14 protein-coding genes are annotated in these 17,004 nt (G+C 46.5%); 9 read left to right on the forward strand and 5 right to left on the reverse strand.

Going from position 1 to position 17,004, the window contains the following annotated elements; translation table 11 throughout:
• Positions 1-53: 53 nt before the first annotated feature.
• From AB8599_RS06675 to AB8599_RS06685, 3 genes are all read right to left on the reverse strand, one after another.
• Complete coding sequence (locus AB8599_RS06675; RefSeq protein WP_407332963.1) at positions 54-2,369, reverse strand: methyl-accepting chemotaxis protein; 2,316 nt, start codon at positions 2,367-2,369, stop codon at positions 54-56.
• 386 nt (positions 2,370-2,755) lie between these two features.
• Positions 2,756-3,262: a GNAT family N-acetyltransferase gene (locus AB8599_RS06680; protein ID WP_407332964.1), complete on the reverse strand. Its 507-nt coding sequence runs from the start codon at positions 3,260-3,262 to the stop codon at positions 2,756-2,758.
• Between the two features lie 12 nt (positions 3,263-3,274).
• A complete protein-coding gene (locus AB8599_RS06685; protein WP_407332965.1) occupies positions 3,275-3,970 on the reverse strand; it encodes an aspartate/glutamate racemase family protein in 696 nt (231 codons plus the stop codon).
• A 210-nt stretch (positions 3,971-4,180) separates the two neighbouring features.
• Here AB8599_RS06685 and AB8599_RS06690 point away from each other — a divergent pair, with 210 nt between their 5' ends.
• Positions 4,181-5,083: an aldo/keto reductase family oxidoreductase gene (locus AB8599_RS06690; protein ID WP_407333190.1), complete on the forward strand. Its 903-nt coding sequence runs from the start codon at positions 4,181-4,183 to the stop codon at positions 5,081-5,083.
• A 107-nt stretch (positions 5,084-5,190) separates the two neighbouring features.
• Here AB8599_RS06690 and AB8599_RS06695 read toward each other — a convergent pair whose 3' ends face one another.
• A complete protein-coding gene (locus AB8599_RS06695) occupies positions 5,191-6,417 on the reverse strand; it encodes an EAL domain-containing protein (protein WP_407332966.1) in 1,227 nt (408 codons plus the stop codon).
• A 280-nt stretch (positions 6,418-6,697) separates the two neighbouring features.
• On the opposite strand from AB8599_RS06695, the gene AB8599_RS06700 reads away from it, so the two are divergent.
• Positions 6,698-7,588, forward strand: a complete 891-nt coding sequence (locus AB8599_RS06700) for a DMT family transporter (RefSeq protein ID WP_407332967.1) — start codon at positions 6,698-6,700, stop codon at positions 7,586-7,588.
• Between the two features lie 153 nt (positions 7,589-7,741).
• Here the strand turns inward: AB8599_RS06700 and AB8599_RS06705 are convergent, their stop codons facing one another.
• Complete coding sequence (locus tag AB8599_RS06705) at positions 7,742-8,233, reverse strand: MarR family winged helix-turn-helix transcriptional regulator (RefSeq protein WP_407332968.1); 492 nt, start codon at positions 8,231-8,233, stop codon at positions 7,742-7,744.
• A 310-nt stretch (positions 8,234-8,543) separates the two neighbouring features.
• Between AB8599_RS06705 and AB8599_RS06710 the strand changes: the two genes are divergently transcribed.
• The 7 genes from AB8599_RS06710 (at position 8,544) to AB8599_RS06740 (ending at position 16,969) form a co-directional block, all read left to right on the forward strand.
• Positions 8,544-9,800: an imelysin family protein gene (locus tag AB8599_RS06710; RefSeq protein WP_407332969.1), complete on the forward strand. Its 1,257-nt coding sequence runs from the start codon at positions 8,544-8,546 to the stop codon at positions 9,798-9,800.
• Positions 9,801-9,875: 75 nt separating this feature from the next.
• Entirely contained in the window at positions 9,876-11,267 is a 1,392-nt protein-coding gene (locus tag AB8599_RS06715; RefSeq protein ID WP_407332970.1) for a di-heme oxidoredictase family protein, read from the forward strand.
• Between the two features lie 9 nt (positions 11,268-11,276).
• Positions 11,277-12,308, forward strand: a complete 1,032-nt coding sequence (locus tag AB8599_RS06720; protein ID WP_407332971.1) for an imelysin family protein — start codon at positions 11,277-11,279, stop codon at positions 12,306-12,308.
• Between the two features lie 3 nt (positions 12,309-12,311).
• Positions 12,312-13,424, forward strand: a complete 1,113-nt coding sequence (locus AB8599_RS06725; protein ID WP_407332972.1) for a DUF1513 domain-containing protein — start codon at positions 12,312-12,314, stop codon at positions 13,422-13,424.
• A 101-nt stretch (positions 13,425-13,525) separates the two neighbouring features.
• Complete coding sequence (locus AB8599_RS06730) at positions 13,526-15,193, forward strand: murein L,D-transpeptidase (protein WP_407332973.1); 1,668 nt, start codon at positions 13,526-13,528, stop codon at positions 15,191-15,193.
• A gap of 263 nt (positions 15,194-15,456) precedes the next feature.
• Entirely contained in the window at positions 15,457-16,008 is a 552-nt protein-coding gene (locus AB8599_RS06735; RefSeq protein ID WP_407332974.1) for a DUF882 domain-containing protein, read from the forward strand.
• A gap of 307 nt (positions 16,009-16,315) precedes the next feature.
• Positions 16,316-16,969 carry an MBL fold metallo-hydrolase gene (locus AB8599_RS06740; RefSeq protein WP_407332975.1) on the forward strand — a complete coding sequence of 218 codons (654 nt, stop codon included), beginning with the start codon at positions 16,316-16,318 and terminating at the stop codon, positions 16,967-16,969.
• The last annotated feature ends 35 nt before the right edge of the window (positions 16,970-17,004 follow it).

A 17,004-nucleotide genomic window follows, 5' to 3' on the forward strand; every position in this document is an offset into this window, starting at 1 on the left:
CGAAAAATCAAAAAGGCCAGCATTGATGCTGGCCTTTTTTTGTTTCGTTCGAACTAGGCAATTTTAAACATACCAATCTGCTCAGTCAGCTTGTGCGCCTGTTCGTTAATGCTATGCGCCGTGGTATCGGTGTCGTGAGTTCGGTCAGACACGGATTCTGCAGAGCGCGCGATATTGTTAACGTTCATTGTGATTTCTTCCGTGACCGTAGATTGCTCATTCGCTGCGGTAGCGATTTGTGTATTCATATCATTGATATCGGTCACCATGCTGGCAATTTGATCTAGCATTTCATTGTTCTTGTCACAGTTCTCAACACTGCTGGCAACAAACTGATTCGCGCCGCTGATGCCAGTCACCACCTTGCTGGTTTCTTTTTGTAGTGATTCGACTTTTGCGCGTATCTCTTCGGTTGATGTTTGGGTGCGAATAGCCAACGAACGTACCTCGTCCGCAACAACGGCGAAACCACGACCTTGTTCGCCAGCACGTGCAGCTTCAATAGCGGCATTCAATGCGAGTAGGTTAGTCTGCTCGGCAATTCCCTGAATAACATCGAGCACAGAGCCAATGGAGTCGCTTTCTGCCGACAGCTGCTGCATCGACGCTGTTGCGTCACCCATGCGGCTAGAAAGCTGTGAAATCGCATCCACTAACTGTTGTCCCACATCGGCACTTTGGCGAACAGACTGCACGACATTTTCTGACGACGCGGAAGCACTATTAGCGAAATTCGCGACTTCGGATATCGATGCGCTCATTTCTGTCGCGGCAGTGGCGACCTGATTAGAGTTAGCAGATTGATGATCGACTTCACTTCTCATGGCATCAATATTATTTTTGATGTTCTCTGACGCGGTGCCAAGTGCTTTAACGGTGGAATCTGCCCCCTTGATCACCCCGAGGAAATCTTCCAACATGTTATTCATTGAATGGGACAGTTGAGCAATCTCATCTTTCCCTTTGGCATTCAATCTAACGGTTAAATCGTGGGTTTCTGCAATATGTGAAATGCGAGAAGTGAGTTCGCTAATGGGTTTGCTGATGCTGTTGGCGACAAACCACGCGATGATGAATGACAACACGATTAATGCTGCACCAATGGCAAACGCCACTTGCTGTAAATACGCCCTCAAAGAAGTGACATCAGATAGTGCTTCTGCCGCTTCCATTTCTGCTACCAACGCCCACTGTTTTCCGAGAATAGAAACAGAACGATAAGCAGCAAACACGTTTTTTCCTGCATGGTTGATACCCATGACGAACCCTGTTTCACCATTCAGCGCTGCAGTAGTGTGTTCAGATTGAATGCGCTGTTGACCCGATGATGACTCGGTCAAATTAATACGTTCAACAATAGCGGAAGGGATACCTGTAGCGCGAAGCATGTCTAAATAGCCTTGCTTGTCTTCTACCAGCATGCGGGCTTGAGAGCGAATGAGATTATCAGGGCCAACAATAAAGGTCTCACCTGTGTTCCCCATGCCATCTTCAATCCATTCGCCCTTGTAGGTCATGATTGCATTGATGCTGTCTATCGGCATTTGGAAAATTAACACACCTAAGGTGGTGCCATTTTGTACCACGGGTGTGCCAATAAAGGATGCTGGGCTGTCATAAGAAGGGTAGTAGGGAGCAAAGTCGATAAAGCTGAATGCGCCTTTTTCTAACTCTTTTGCGCTGGTAAAGGCTTCGGCTAAACCTGTGTCACTGTATGGGCCATCAATCAGATTGGTTGCGTAATCGAGTTCTTTGAAAACGGAATAGACGACATTGCCTGAGTTATCTACCAAGAAAATATCGTAGTACCCAAAAGATTCGAGGAAAGTGCGGTAGTTGCCGTGATATACATCGTGCACGTCACTGTAGGTGGTGCCATCTGCCGCTTTATCAAGCAAGTGCTTATTGCCTAAAGGATGCTCATTGATGCCGATGTAGGCTTGTTGGAGCAATTGTCCGTTTAAGCCAATGCCTTCGAGTCTTTGAAGCGCATTTGCCGCTGCACCATTGGTTTCAGAAAAGGTGGCGCCGAATTCATCTACGTAATAGTTTTTTAGTTTTTCCGCTTGATTGGGGGTTAACAGCGCTTCAGTTGACACGCTTTGGAAGGTTTTCGAAAATTGATTTATCGCGTTTTCAGTCATCGTCGAATTAGCGAGATTTGTTAACTGTTTGGCAATGGTATCGAAGTAGCGCTCTATCTCGGTTTTTTTAACCTCGCGAGCAGACATCAATTGGTTTTTAACTTGGAATCTCAATGCATCGCTGGATGTTTGACTGGCTATCGTCGTAAGTAAAACTGCAGTTAATACAACGGCTGCCGCACTCATGGCGACAAAAGCGACTTTTATTTTGGTAGAGATCTTCATGTTGCACTGCTCCCAAAAAAAGAAACATATGATTCAAATATGACATCTCTAATTGTAGGGAATTTTCATCCTTATATTGTTGATTGATCGTTTTTTCTCACAATGTACATTTAACATTATGAATTTGCGGATAAATATTTATATCAGTAAGCGTGTTGTGATTGCAAAATTAGAATCAAAATGGGAAAACAGTGTGAAATGTCAGTTATTTAAGGCTTTTTGTCTGCTTTATTGGTGTCGGGTCGCGTGTCATACCCAAGTATATTGAGTGAGTTTCACAGGGAATGAGGCACGTTTGGGTGTACGTGCCTGAAATACCAAACCATCTTGAGGTTGTTTGGGTATGTATAAAACGGAAGAAATAATGAACATGAAGCGGAATGACATTATTGATGATGTGTTGATTTCTCTAATATTGCCACAGAGTAATATTGCTCGAACTTATAGCCAGCATCTGTTAACAATCCCACTTGCTTGAAGCCAAACTTCTCATGTAAGCGCAGAGAGGCAGGATTAGGGAGAGTAATGACCGAATAAGCGCGACGTATCGCCGATGCGTCCATCTTCGCAAGTAAGGCGGTCATGAGTTCAGATCCTAACCCTTTAGCGCGGTACTCGTGGTCGAGATAAATGGTAATTTCGCTGCTGATCTTATACGCCAGTTTCTCTCGGAACTCACCATTATAAGCAAACCCGATCACTTCGCCTTCAGGGCTTTCTTTGACCAATACGTGGTAATACCCATCGCTATTTGTCAGTTTCTCAAACCACAAAAATCGGCGTTCTGGTGTCCAAGTGTCGTAATCAAACGTAATGGCAGTTTCCAACACATAGTGGTTGTAAATCGCGTTGATTGCATCCAAATCGGAAATGGTCGCGTTTCTTATTGTCACCCTGTTACTCCCTTAACATTCTTCAAGCGCAAGTTTTACGGCCGCTGCTGCGTGTAACTCTGTTGTGTCATAAAGCGGCATTGAGGTGTGTTTTTGCTGCACTAACAAGCCAATTTCGGTGCAACCTAGAATGACTGCCTCTACACCGTGTGTTTTGAGGTCGTCAATGATAGATAAGTATTGCTTGCGAGAGTGTGCCGTTACCTTTCCTTGGCAAAGTTCTTGGTAGATGATCTCGTGAACAATGTCTTGGTGCCATTCTGGCGGCACAGTGACTTGAATCCCTTTCGCGATGAGTCGATCTTTATAAAAGGGCTGTGACATCGTAAATCGTGTGCCAAGCAGTCCGACGTGATTAATACCGTCGATTTTTAACCTGTCCGCGGTAGCGTCAGCAATGTGCAGTAAGGGAACAGTTATGGCTTCTTGCACGGCAGGCGCTACTTTGTGCATGGTGTTGGTGCCAATCATGACAAAATCTGCACCAGCGGTTTCCAGTTTCTGCGCTTCTTTCACCAAAATCTGAGCGGAAGCGTCCCAATCGCCAGCGCGTTGGAGTGCCTCAATTTCCGCGAAGTCGACACTGCTTAGTATTATTTTCGACGAATGATGGCCACCCAATGTCTCCTTGGTCATCTGATTTAGGAGTCGATAATAGGTTGCGGTCGACTCCCAACTCATGCCGCCTATCAAACCAATTGTTTTCATTTTGCGCGTCCCTATGTTCTGTTCTGGCGAACTCTTTCGATTCCTTGCTCGAGTGTGATTATGAAGCTCACACTTCGTAGTAAATACCATATAACTTACGAAAAGACACTGATAGTCTGCGAGACATGTCAGATGGCATTTTTCTCGACAATACGTATTTTTTTGGACCTAGACTTGTAGGTCAATGTAGGAGTGTTCAGTGTGGCGAAAATGGAAAGGGTAGTGATTGCACCAAATGGGCCAGAGTTTTCTGCGCTGGTTCAGGGTTACTGGCGTTTGGCTGAATGGAACATGTCAGCGCAAGAAAGACTCACGTTCATTAAGCAACACTTAGACATGGGCATTACCACTGTCGATCACGCTGATATCTATGGTGACTATCGTTGTGAGGCTTTGTTTGGGGAGGCGTTAAAACTGGAACCAAGTCTACGCGATAAGATGGAAATCGTGTCTAAGTGCGACATTCATTTGGTCAGCAAATCGGCGCCCGAGCGTAAGATTAATCACTATGACACCAGTGAATCCCACATTACCCAGTCTGTGAACAATAGCTTGTCACGTCTCGGTGTAGAAAGTCTCGACGTACTACTTATTCACCGTCCTGATTGTTTAATGGATGCCGATGAAGTGGCTGAAACGTTTGAAAAGCTACACCTTGCTGGCAAAGTGAAACACTTTGGTGTGTCTAATTTCACGCCAAGTCAATTCTCATTGCTTCAATCGCGCTTAGATAAACCTTTGGTCACGAACCAAGTTGAAATCAACCCTATCAACGTTGACGTCGCCCATGATGGCACTTTGGATTTAATGCAGCAGTTGCGGGTAAGGCCAATGGCATGGTCTTGTTTGGCAGGCGGGGATATTTTCCATTCCAATTCAGAGCAGGCCGTTCGCTTGAGAGAGACGTTGAGTGAGATAGCTCAAGAATTGGATGCCACGCTAGAGCAGGTGATCTATGCATTTGTTCATCGCTTACCTAGCAAGCCATTGCCAATCGTAGGGTCTGGTAAAATTGAGCGAGTGAAATCGGCGCTGGAAGCGATGTCTTTGGCGCCGAGTCGTGAACAGTGGTATCGGGTTTGGGTCGCCAGCAAAGGGTTTGGTGTGCCATAAACGCTGGAAGAGATTGCGCCGATATATTGCATTGATATATTGCATTGATAGATGGCGATGGATTGATTCGTGATTATGCGGAACAATCAGTGTTTAGCTTAAAGGGCTTAGCTGCTTGTTCCATTGGTCGCAAGAGTTGCTCCAACACCTTTTAACCAGCTGCTGTACCAGCTACCCAAGCTTTCAACGGGCTTGGGCCGACAAATCAAAAAGCCTTGTAGCAAAATGCCGGGGTATCTGGAATAGAGATAGTCCAGATCTTCAAAATGTTCTATACCTTCAGCGACCAAATCCACATCAAATGAATTAGTGATTTCTGCCAGTGATTGAACGATCACTTGACTGAATTGATCTTGATGGATGTGATTGATCAGTGTTCTATCAATTTTGACTTCCGTAAAAGGCAAACTGCGTAGCTGTTGAATATTGGTGAAGCCGGTGCCGAAATCATCCATCGACAATCCATAGCCTTTGATGCGAAGTCTATTGAGTGACTCCATCTGTTCGGACGTTTTGAGTGCGTATTCTTCTGTAATTTCCAGTACCACCCGTGTCTTATCTATCCCTCTTGCTTCAAAGAGATTTTCGAGGCGGTTGGGGATCTCTAAGTCGGCCAATTGCTGCGCAGACAAATTAATGCTGATTTTGACCTTGTCACCGAATATCTCTGACAGCTTTGACATATCTTTGGCGGTCGTTTCGGCCAATTGCATGGTCATTAAATCCATCAAATCATGTTTGATGGCGGTGGGAATGAAGCGACCAGGCAGCACGGCATCTGTTTCGCCTGGAAGTCGAATGCGTGCGAGGACTTCGAGGCTTTCGACGCGGTTATTTAGAGGGTTCAATTTAGGCTGATAGTAGGGTATGACTTGGTGGCGCATGATGCAGTTGAGCAACTCTTCTTTGCGCATTTTTTTAAATTTGGTAAATCGGCGTTCTTCGATTTGGTCCATTCTGTCAATAATCAGCTGCAAAGCTTCTACTTTTAACGGCTTGGACACGTTACCAAGCAGACAGATAAACTGTTGGCGAGCAACTTCCGCCGCGAGTTCAATAATCCGCACATCCAGATCAGAAATAATGCAAACGCCACCTTTGAAACTCATATTGCCGAGCTCTCGGATCACGCCCATTCCATCGATGTCTGGCATGTTTAGGTCGGTGAGCACAATGTCATATTTAGTGGGAAAATGCCGTAACTCATCAATCGCTTCGACCGACGATGAAAAGCGAGTGACATGTTTGTACCCAAGATCGTTCAACATGTTCTCCACCACCTCCAAGATGGCGAAAGAGTCGTCAACGACCAAAATACGTCTGTCTTTGTTCATCTCTTGTCCCACTAACAAATGTCTCAATATTAAAACTAGATGCTTCCTATCAATTTTCCATCTATTGCTGGTGTGAAAAACAAAACAGAGTGTGTTTGAATGCAGTTTCTTTCGATCTTTGATGCGGTTAGAGTGCTCACGATATTGGATAAGAATTCTAACCGCTGTGGATGTTTTTCTGATTTTTTTGAAATGGCCGATTTCGGCGAGAGATATTCGTTAGCGCGATTATTATGGTCATACGATATATACCCAAACAACCTTAAGATCAGGATACATCATGGAAATGAACCGTAAAGACGCTTTCGACTTAGTGCTACTAGCAGCACTTTGGGGTGGCTCCTTTATACTTATTCGCTACGCAGTGCCATCCTTTGGTCCCTTTGCGCTCATTTTGGTTCGGGTTGGCTTAGCGTCTTTACTCCTTTTGCCCTTTCTCATCCTCAAAGGCCAATTGGGAGTATTTAAACAGCATTGGTTTCATGCTTGCGCTGTTGGGCTATTTAGTTCAGCGGTTCCTTTCTTGCTTTTTGCTTACGCTATGATGAGCGTCTCTGGCAGTTTTGCATCGATTGTGAATGCGGGAACGCCGATATGGGGAGCAATTATTGCCTATTTTTGGCTAGGCGAATCCATGACAAAAAACCGTGTGCTTGGCCTATTAATGGGCGTAGTTGGTGTTGTGATCTTGGTGTGGGGTAAGCTCGATTTCAGTGCGCAAGGCTTAGGTTGGCCAGTTCTCGCAGTGCTGGGGGCAACGCTGATGTATGGTATCTCCGCAAGCTACACGAAACGCTTTTTGACGGGAGTTCCTCCTCTTGTCACCGCGACGGGCAGCCAACTGGGTTCGACCGTGGTGCTGTTGCCTTTAGGAATTCTGTTTTGGCCTGAAACCATGCCCAATACCGCGGGGTGGATTTCTGCGATGGTGTTGGGCTTTGCCTCAACAGGTTTTGCATACGTCCTGTTTTTCCGCTTAATCAGCCGCGTAGGCCCTGCGAATACCATTACAGTGACGTTTCTCATTCCATTGTTTGCTTCAATCTGGGGAGCAATGTTCCTTGATGAAACCATGACAGCAAGAATGCTGTTGGGTGCGTTGGCGATTTTCTCGGGTACGGCGCTTGCAACTGGGATGCTGAAAGGGAGAAAAACCGGGAAAAGTGTTTAGAGATGAAATGGTTGAAGTGATAACGGTGAGAAGCGGAAGCATGAACGGCTAGGCAGGAAAAACAGAACAGAAAAGCAGAAAAGCAGAAAAGCAAAGAGCCCATATAGTGGGCTCTTTTTTGCTTTTTTGTCCCTTAGATTACAGGAACTGCGCTTATTCGGACTTTTCTGACTCTGCCGTGGTGAGCGAAGACACTTCCAACAGAGGTGCAGCATCAATGCTGTCTGCGTTCATCATTGAAGAAATACGTTGTACCGAAGAAATCAGCAAGGACTGTTCCCACTCATCTAACGATTGAAAGTGAGAAATGAAGCTTTCTTGCAATGGCTTTGGTGCTTGTTCAAGCGCTTTTTCACCTTCAGGCGTGAGGTGGGCGTGCACTTTTCGCTTATCTAGATTGCTTCTGACGCGCACGATAAGGTTACGGCTGGCAAGACGATCGAGAATCGTTGTCGCGGTGGCTTGGCTCATATTGGTGTGATTCGACAATTGGCGAATGGTGACCTCATCCAAGTCATGAATTGCTCGCATCAGCACAAGTTGTGGGCCTGTCAATCCAGCGACTTTGTTGAGTTTCCGTGAATGCAGGTCGATGGCTCGAATAATTTGCCTAAGCGCAACCAGTACCTCTTCGTGCTTCTCCATCGAAGCGTCTCCTTAAAAACTGCAGCAGAGTGTGAAATTCCGCGAAATTATCTGTGTAAAAAGTAAATATTAAAAGGTTTTTTCAACAACATTACATGCAGCAAACCAAAGATGCGAAGTTGGGATGTCATTGAATCCACTTTGATGCCGAAATGATGAACACGAACCATTTTTGAACGTGTTAATTATCTGTTAATGCATATCCAAATGATATTTTTTCTCATTATCATTTGAATTCAATCATTGATGAGTGTAATAATCGCTCTCATTCGCAATAACTTGTTACATTTCAATTTATCAAGGATAGATCATGACACCGTCATCACGGGCATTTGCCTTTTCCGTATGTTCACTTTCATTTGCATCATTCAGTATCGCGGCGGCCACGCCTGAAAAAGTCGTTCAACATTATGCTGATATGGCGCATGCGGTTTACAGTGATTCCCACATAACCGCCATTCAGCTTGATGCTGCTATCGACGCGCTCATTGAACACCCCTCAGCTCAGACTCTAGCGACCACAAAATTGGCATGGCTTGCGGCACGTGTACCTTATCAGCAGTCTGAAGTGTTTCGTTTTGGCAATGCCATTGTGGATGAGTGGGAAGGGCAGCTAAATGCTTGGCCGTTGGATGAAGGGCTGATCGATTACGTTGCACAGGATTATCAGTATGAGCTAGGTAATGACGGTGCTGTGGCGAACATTGTGGCGAATGATTCACTTCGCATTGGCAATGACGTGCTGGATGTAAAACAGATAACGCCAGAACTCATTGGGTCATTGAATGAATTGGGTGGCTCTGAAGCCAATGTGGCGTCGGGTTATCACGCCATTGAGTTTTTACTGTGGGGACAAGATCTTAACGGCACAAAGAGCGGGGCAGGTGAGCGTGCTTATACGGATTTTGCCTACGGAGAGTCATGCACTAATGGTAACTGTGACCGTCGCAGAGCGTATTTGAAGGCGGCGTCACAATTGCTGATCACAGATTTGGCGTGGATGGAAAATCAGTGGGCGGAGGGGATTTCTAATAACTATCGTCAAACACTGCTGAGTGAGAGCAGTGAAAATGGACTTCGCAAAATGTTGTTTGGCATGGGTTCACTCTCATTAGGAGAATTGGCGGGTGAGCGCATGAAAGTCGCGTTAGAAGCGAATTCTACGGAAGACGAGCATGATTGTTTTTCTGATAACACCCACAACTCTCATTACTACAACGAGCAAGGCATTTATAACGTTTTCACGGGGACCTACTCTCGTGCTGACGGCTCAACCCTGAATGGCCCATCCTTGTTTGACATGATCAAGCAATCCCATCCTGATGAAGCGGCAGCTATTCACGCTGACTTCGATTTTGCCCGTCGCGCCGTGTTTAAGTTGGTGGAATCAGCAGAAGTGGACAATGTACATTTTGACCAACTGATAGCCGCTAATAACACGGCTGGGCATCAAATGATCAATGATGCGATTGCCGCGCTAGTGCAGCAAACCCGTGGTATTGAGTCCATCGCTGGCTTGCTAAAGATTAGCAATTTAAACCCAGACAGCGCTGATCATCAGTTTTAGTAAAGCCAATTAGGGCGTCGCCAACACAAAGTATCTGTTGTGTTGGCGGCGCGCTTATTTGTATGGATTGTAGTGATGAAATATTCGGTTTTACTTCTCGCTTTCGTGGCTTTTTCGGCATTCCCTTTTTTGTCCGATGCCAGTTCGATTAAAACGGGCGGCGATACCACAACAAACAAACAAGGCGCGAATGCGTTCTCTCAACCTGCTGCTAATTTACCAATCACTGAGCGCATTGATTTCAGCGTCGGTAACAGCTTTTTTCGTAATCCTTGGGTGAGTTCTCCTGCTTCCACAGATGCAAGAGATGGGCTAGGTCCTTTATTTAATACCAACGGATGCCAAAACTGCCATATCAAAGATGGTCGCGGACACCTGCCGCAACCAGGCGATCAGAATGCGGTTTCCTTATTGATTCGCTTGAGTATTCCGGCAATCACCGAGGCGCAGAAAAAACAGCTGATCTTGACCGGAAACATCCCGGAACCTGTTTATGGCGGTCAGCTTCAAGATTTCGCGCTTTCTGGGGAAAAGCCAGAAGGCCGTATTGAGGTTGACTACGAATACCACACCGAAACCTTTAAAGATGGTCATGTCGTCACATTGCGTAAGCCAATAATTCGTATTCAAGATTTAAACTTCGGCGACATGCACCCAGACACCGAAATGTCGGCTCGCATTGCACCGCCGATGATTGGCTTGGGCTTGCTGGAATCCATTCCCGATGCCACGCTGCTGGATATGGCTGCAGCGCAACAAAATGCCGGTGAAGGTGTGTCTGGCAGACCTAATTACGTTTGGGATGTGAAGCAAGCAAAGACGGTGATCGGACGTTTTGGTTGGAAAGCGGGTCAACCGTCTTTAATGCAACAAAATGCCGCTGCATTCAATGGTGATTTAGGGTTAACCAGTGCCATGTTTCCAAAAGAAAACTGCTCACCGTCGCAAGATCTTTGTGATCGGCTACCCAATGGTGGCGAGCCAGAAGTCAGTGAGAAAATCCTCAATTTCGTCGAGTTCTACTCCCAACACCTTGCCGTACCCATGCGCCGTAATATTGATGATCCGCGTGTCATTGAAGGAGGGGCGCTGTTTGAGCATGCAGGTTGCGCGAGCTGCCACCAATCTTCCTTAAAAACGGGCGATCGAAAAGACAGGCCAGCCCTGAGTCATCAGCTCATTCATCCTTACACCGATTTGTTGTTGCACGATATGGGAGAAGGCTTGGCAGATAATCGCGGAGAGTTCATCGCCAATGGTCGCGAATGGCGAACAGCGCCGCTTTGGGGTCTTGGTTATACCGCAGAAGTCAACGGTCATACCGAGTATTTGCACGATGGTCGAGCAAGAAATGAAATGGAAGCGATTCTTTGGCATGGCGGTGAAGCGCAATCTAGCAAGCAAGCGGTATTAGGGTTTAACGCACAACAGCGGGACGCCTTGATTGCGTTTCTCAAGTCGTTGTAGGAACAAATAATGAAGAACCTAATAGTAAACGGATGCAATGCTTTAGCCAGGCAAGGTTTGGTTCTAGTGACGCTGTCACTTGTTGCCGGCTGTGACGGCAATGAGAAAGCGGACGCATCGCCAAATTTGCTTTGGAATTTGCAGAAGCAGTCGGCATTGGCGTTTGCGTTGCATGCTAAGAAGCTCGAATCTGATGTCACAACCTTGTGTGTAGACATAACAGCAGAAGCGCTAACGACCAGTCAGATGCAATGGACGGAGACGATGAAAGCCTGGCAGCCGCTTGCGGGTTCCAATTTCGGTAACGAAGCCGCCATGTCGTTAAGCTGGAAAATCCAGTTCTATCCAGACAAGAAAAACACCACTGGACGGCAACTTACGCAGCTTCTTGATAACGCCAGTGATGTCACGCCTGAGAGTCTGGCGGATAGCAGTGTGGCTGTTCAGGGGCTGGGCGCGTTGGAGTGGTTGCTGTTCGATAAAGCGAATGTTTCTGCTTTGGCAGCCCGTTGCGGCGTGATTCAAGCGGTAGCGTCACGTTTGAAGCAATCGGCCATTGAAATGGAAGCGATTTGGCAAGCAAACCCTTGGGAGACAGCCTCTCAAGAGCAGCGTGATAAAGATAGTATCAACGTGTTGGCGGGGCAGTTAGACGCAACCATCAAGAGTCTGTCCCTCCCGATGGGTAAACCGGGGTTTCCAAAACCGTATCAAGCGCAGGCATGGCGATCTTCACAATCATTGGCTTTATTGAGGTCCAGCATTGAGGCACTGAATACACGTTATGTACTCACGCTCGAATCGGTACTTCGCAATAAGGGACACCATGAACTTGCTGATAGATTGACCAAGCATTGGCAGGTGGCACGTGATAGCGTGCCGGACGGTGATGGTATGAATCCCATTTTGAGCCGCCACGATGGCTATCGCCAGTTGATGACGCTAGCGAATAATTTGGAGTATCTCAAGATTGCGCTGGCGGATGAAGCGGCACCTGCACTGGGCATGGTGGTTGGCTTCAATGCAACCGATGGTGATTAATGTATGCCCTCAAATACTGAAAAATCCGCGAGAGTAAGCCAAAAACGTCGGAGGGTGATGCTGTCGGCGCTTGGCGTGATGGCAACGGGAAGCATAGCGGGCGGGCTTACTGTTCGTGGAACGTCAACAGCACAATCCTCGCCCGCGTATATTGGCTGTGCTCGGCAAAGCGATGGGCAATTCGCCGTCACAGCTGTTAATAATATGGGTGAGGTGTGTTACACCTCGCCGCTTCCAGAGCGAGGGCATGGGCTGGTGGTTGATCCTCTTACTCGGTTCGCTTTTGTGTTCGCTCGTCGACCTGGAGCCTTTATCCGTGTGCTATCTGCCGATACAGGGCAAGCTCGCTCAACGTATCACGCCGATCCCAATCGATATTTCTATGGTCATGGTGATGTGCTGGGCAATACTTTGTTTACCACGGAAGGCGTTTTGGGGTCGAGCGAAGGTGTTATTGGCGTCTATCAAATCCTGCCTGATGGTTCGCTCAAAAAAGAACGTGAAATAACAGGATTTGGAATCGGGCCACATGAAATCAAAGTGGTAAACGGGACGAAGCTTGCCGTTGCAGTTGGGGGAATTCGCACTGATAATCGAACCGCGACAAACCTTGATACCATGTCTCCATCGCTGGTGTTAATCGACATTTCAACGCAGCGTATTGTCGAAAAGCATCAACTGCCAGATAACCAACTTAGCATTCGTCATCTTGCTGTTAGTCCTGCTCAGGACGTGGTGATTGCGCAGCAATATCAAGGCGACCCTGACAACATTTCACCTTTATTGGCGATAAGACGAAATAACGGTGACTTTACCGCACTAAAAGCGGGTACTGAACACTGGACGCGTTTTCAGCAGTACATTGGCAGTGTGGCATGTACGGGGTCGCAGGTTATCGCCACTTCGCCTCGTGGAAATTGCTTTGGAATATGGGACTTAGAAACGGGTGAGCTTCAGGCGCTCTCTTCATTGATGGATGCCTCTGGTGCGTCAGCGCAACCGGAAGGCTTCGCGATCAGTGCGGGAACGGGAGGAGTGGTAATACAAAAACCGAGAAAAAGTATTACTTTTCAGACATCTGAGGTGGCTTGGGATAATCATTGGGTCATGCTTTAGAATGATATTTTTCTAACCCTTTGTTTTTCTAGAATCATAAAAAATCAGCTAACGAAAGCCGCGTCCTTTGCCATACTAAGATCTCAAATGAGAGGTAGCGCATGTTTTCAGCTAGTACGCTTTTAAAGACATTTTGTGCGACAGCATTGGTTCCTACATGCTTGTGGGCTTCGTCTTTATGGGCATCAGAATCTTCTGATATAAAACAAAGTCCGTCTTTGGCGGCAATCACTTGGGTAAAACAAGCAGAGTCAGATGTTGGACTGGTTTCTTACACCGATGAACTTGCGAATATCTACGAGTACTTTTCCTTTTCACCTATCTGGCATGACTATCGCGCAAAAGATGAGCTTGAAACACAGATCAATATCATCTCTCTTGCTGGCCTAAGTGAAGATTTCGAATGGCGTGCGGTTGCGCTGAGAGAGTTAAGAAACAGCGGTGATTGGCGTGCTTACGATGTGTTTGCAACGGACAGCCTGCTTGCATTGATTAGCTATATCGAAGCGATCCCAGAAAACGGTAAAAGCTGGTTCTTTGGCACTGACATCTCGGAGCCTCTTCCTTCGCCAACCTTGACGCAAACTAACAATATCATTGCCTCGGCGGGTCGAAATAAGCTTTATGATTTCGTTTTTGAGCTGCGCCCTAGTACCTCTCAGTACAAGCAAATGGCAAAGGCTATTGTCAAACTTCAGGATGATGAACAAACCTATTGGCCGAAGTTTATTCAGCGTGGGCTCATTCGTCCCGGTGACAAGCTGGATGATGCCGATAGTTTGATTACAAACCTTGAGCGTCAAGGTGTGTTGAGTGTTACTGACGCGCAACGCTTGAAAATCGAACAAGTCAGTTTTTATAACTCGGTCATGTCGGAAGCGGTGAAGCGCTTTCAAGCGCGCCATGGCTTAAAAGAAGATGGCGTGATTGGGGATAAAACCCGCCGTTGGATGAATAAATCTGTCAACAGTCGTATTCAAATCCTCGCGTTGAATATGGAACGCTTGCGCTTGTGGCCCACTGAGCGCCAAAAAATCATTCTGGTGAACATTCCAAATTATGAAATGGAACTGTGGATTGACAGCGAAATGATCCTCGAAAGCAAAGTGGTGGTCGGCCGACCGAGCCGACGTACTCCTTTGTTTGATTCTCGCTTAGACTCCGTCGTGTTTAACCCAAGCTGGAATGTTCCTGTCACTATTATGCGGAAAGACATTCTGCCTAAGGTCCGTCAAGACAATGAGTATTTGGCGAAGCACAGCTACACAGTGCTAAGCAGTTGGGTGAATGGTAGCGTGATCGCTCCCGAAGACATTGATTGGGAAAACGTCACAGAGAGAAACTTCCCTTATCGTTTGCAGCAGTCTCCCGGTAACTTCAATGCGCTTGGCCGTTACAAATTCAACACGCCCAATGGCAATGCGATTTATCTTCACGATACGCCAGCCAAAAGCTTGTTCAACAAAGAAAGCCGCGCATTTAGTTCGGGCTGTATTCGGGTTCAAAAAGCCGAGACATTAGCGCAAGTGCTATTGAATCGCTCAGGGCTTGAGTTTGGTGACTATGACTATTACCGTCGTATCCCTGAAACCAAGTGGGTATCACTGAGACAAAAAATTGCGGTGCATACAATTTATCAAACTGCATGGGTGAACGATGATGGTGAAGTGCAGTTCCGCAATGACGTTTATCACTATGATGCGCGTCCAAAACGCAACGCGCAGCCATCAGCATCATTGACCGCAAATAACCACTTACTTGGCCACTGATACAATCCCGTATAACGGCGTAGGTCAGTGAGACCTAGTGCACAATTACACATTTTTACACTTTGCTGACAAAGAGATAAATCGATTTTAAATCAGTATGAAGCGGTTGATTTTACAGCGATATGCTCATTTTAGAGACACTTGTCCGTTTGATTCCTTCTCTCTCTCCCGTTAGATTCCTGAATGTTTAAAGCGCTCTGAACTGCGAATTAAAGCAGAGAGCGACTCTTTTTGACGTTTTATTTCGGGAATAGTTGGTTTTTATGAACGGTTTGAATACCCAACGTCGCCGCTTCTTGCTGGGTGGTGCGGCGTGTGTTGTGGCGGCAGTGCTGCCTAAAACTGCAATCGCTCTGCCTTTTTCGTCTGGCGAAAAACGTACATTGGCAATGACAAGCATAAACACCGGTGAGTACTTAGATGTTTGTTACTTTAACGGCAAAAAGTATCTTGAAGACGAATTGAAAGAACTGAACAATTTATGTCGTGATCACCGTAGGAATGTCTCTACGGATATGGACAAAAAGCTATACGATCAACTGACCGCCATTTATAAGAAGGTTGGCGCGAAGAATCCGATCACCATGGTGTCTGGTTATCGCTCACCTGCGACCAATGAAATGTTGCGTAAAAGCGGTGGTGGTCAAGCGAAGAAAAGCTATCACATGACGGGTCAGGCTATCGATTTCTATATCGAAGGTGTGCCATTGGCTGACATACGCAATGCGGCGCGATCGCTTAAAGCGGGCGGCGTCGGGTATTACCCAAACAGTGGGTTTGTTCACATTGATACTGGTCCAGTAAGAACCTGGTAGTTCATGCTTGTGAAACAAGTCGGTTTGAGCATACATAGATAGAAAAGGCGCTACTTTCGAGTTAGCGCCTTTTTTTGAGCGTATTTTCACGGTGACTTTTTCAAATCGCGCACGCTTTGCAAAACAGCCAAAATCGAATGTAGAGAGGTACGAATAGCCGCTTTCTGATGACAGAAGTCGGCTGTTAGTCGTGCATAAGTGCCTAGTTAAGGGGCCGGTAATTGCGAGGCGAATACGACGAGAGCGTGAAAATACGCGGGTGAGCGTGGTATGCTTTGGGCGTTTTCGCATTTATACGGATTGTATTATGGCTTTGAAGTTCGAGATCGTCCCTGTTACTGCTTTTCAGCAAAACTGTTCAATTGTTTGGTGTGACAAAACCAACGAAGCTGCGTTGGTTGATCCGGGTGGTGATGTGGCTAAATTGATTGCCAAAGTTGATGAATTGGGCGTAAAAGTCACCAAGGTTTTGCTTACCCATGGTCATCTTGATCATGTCGGTGGAACTGTTGATATTGCAGACGCTTATAAAGTGCCAGTGATTGGCCCAGAAAAACAGGATGCGTTTTGGCTGCAGGGATTACCAAAGCAAAGTGAAATGTTTGGTTTTACGCGCACTGAGTCATTTGAACCTGATCAGTGGTTAAATGATGGTGACAGCGTGACCATTGGCGACAGCACATTGAATGTGATTCACACACCTGGACACACACCGGGTCATGTGGTGCTTGTGAGTGATGAAGATCGTTTGGCATGGGTTGGGGATGTGTTGTTCAACGGCAGTATTGGTCGGACGGATTTCCCGAAAGGCGATCACGCGACACTGATCAGTTCCATTAAAGACAAACTGTTCCCGCTGGGCAATGACATTCGTTTCATTCCGGGTCATGGTCCAACATCTACCTTTGGTGTTGAACGTCAGCAGAACCCTTACGTCGCAGACAATATGCCTATCTGGTAGAAAACGATGTTCTAAGAAAGCGGCGTTCTAAGAAA

This window comes from Enterovibrio litoreus (assembly GCF_045679545.1).
GTDB lineage: Bacteria > Pseudomonadota > Gammaproteobacteria > Enterobacterales > Vibrionaceae > Enterovibrio.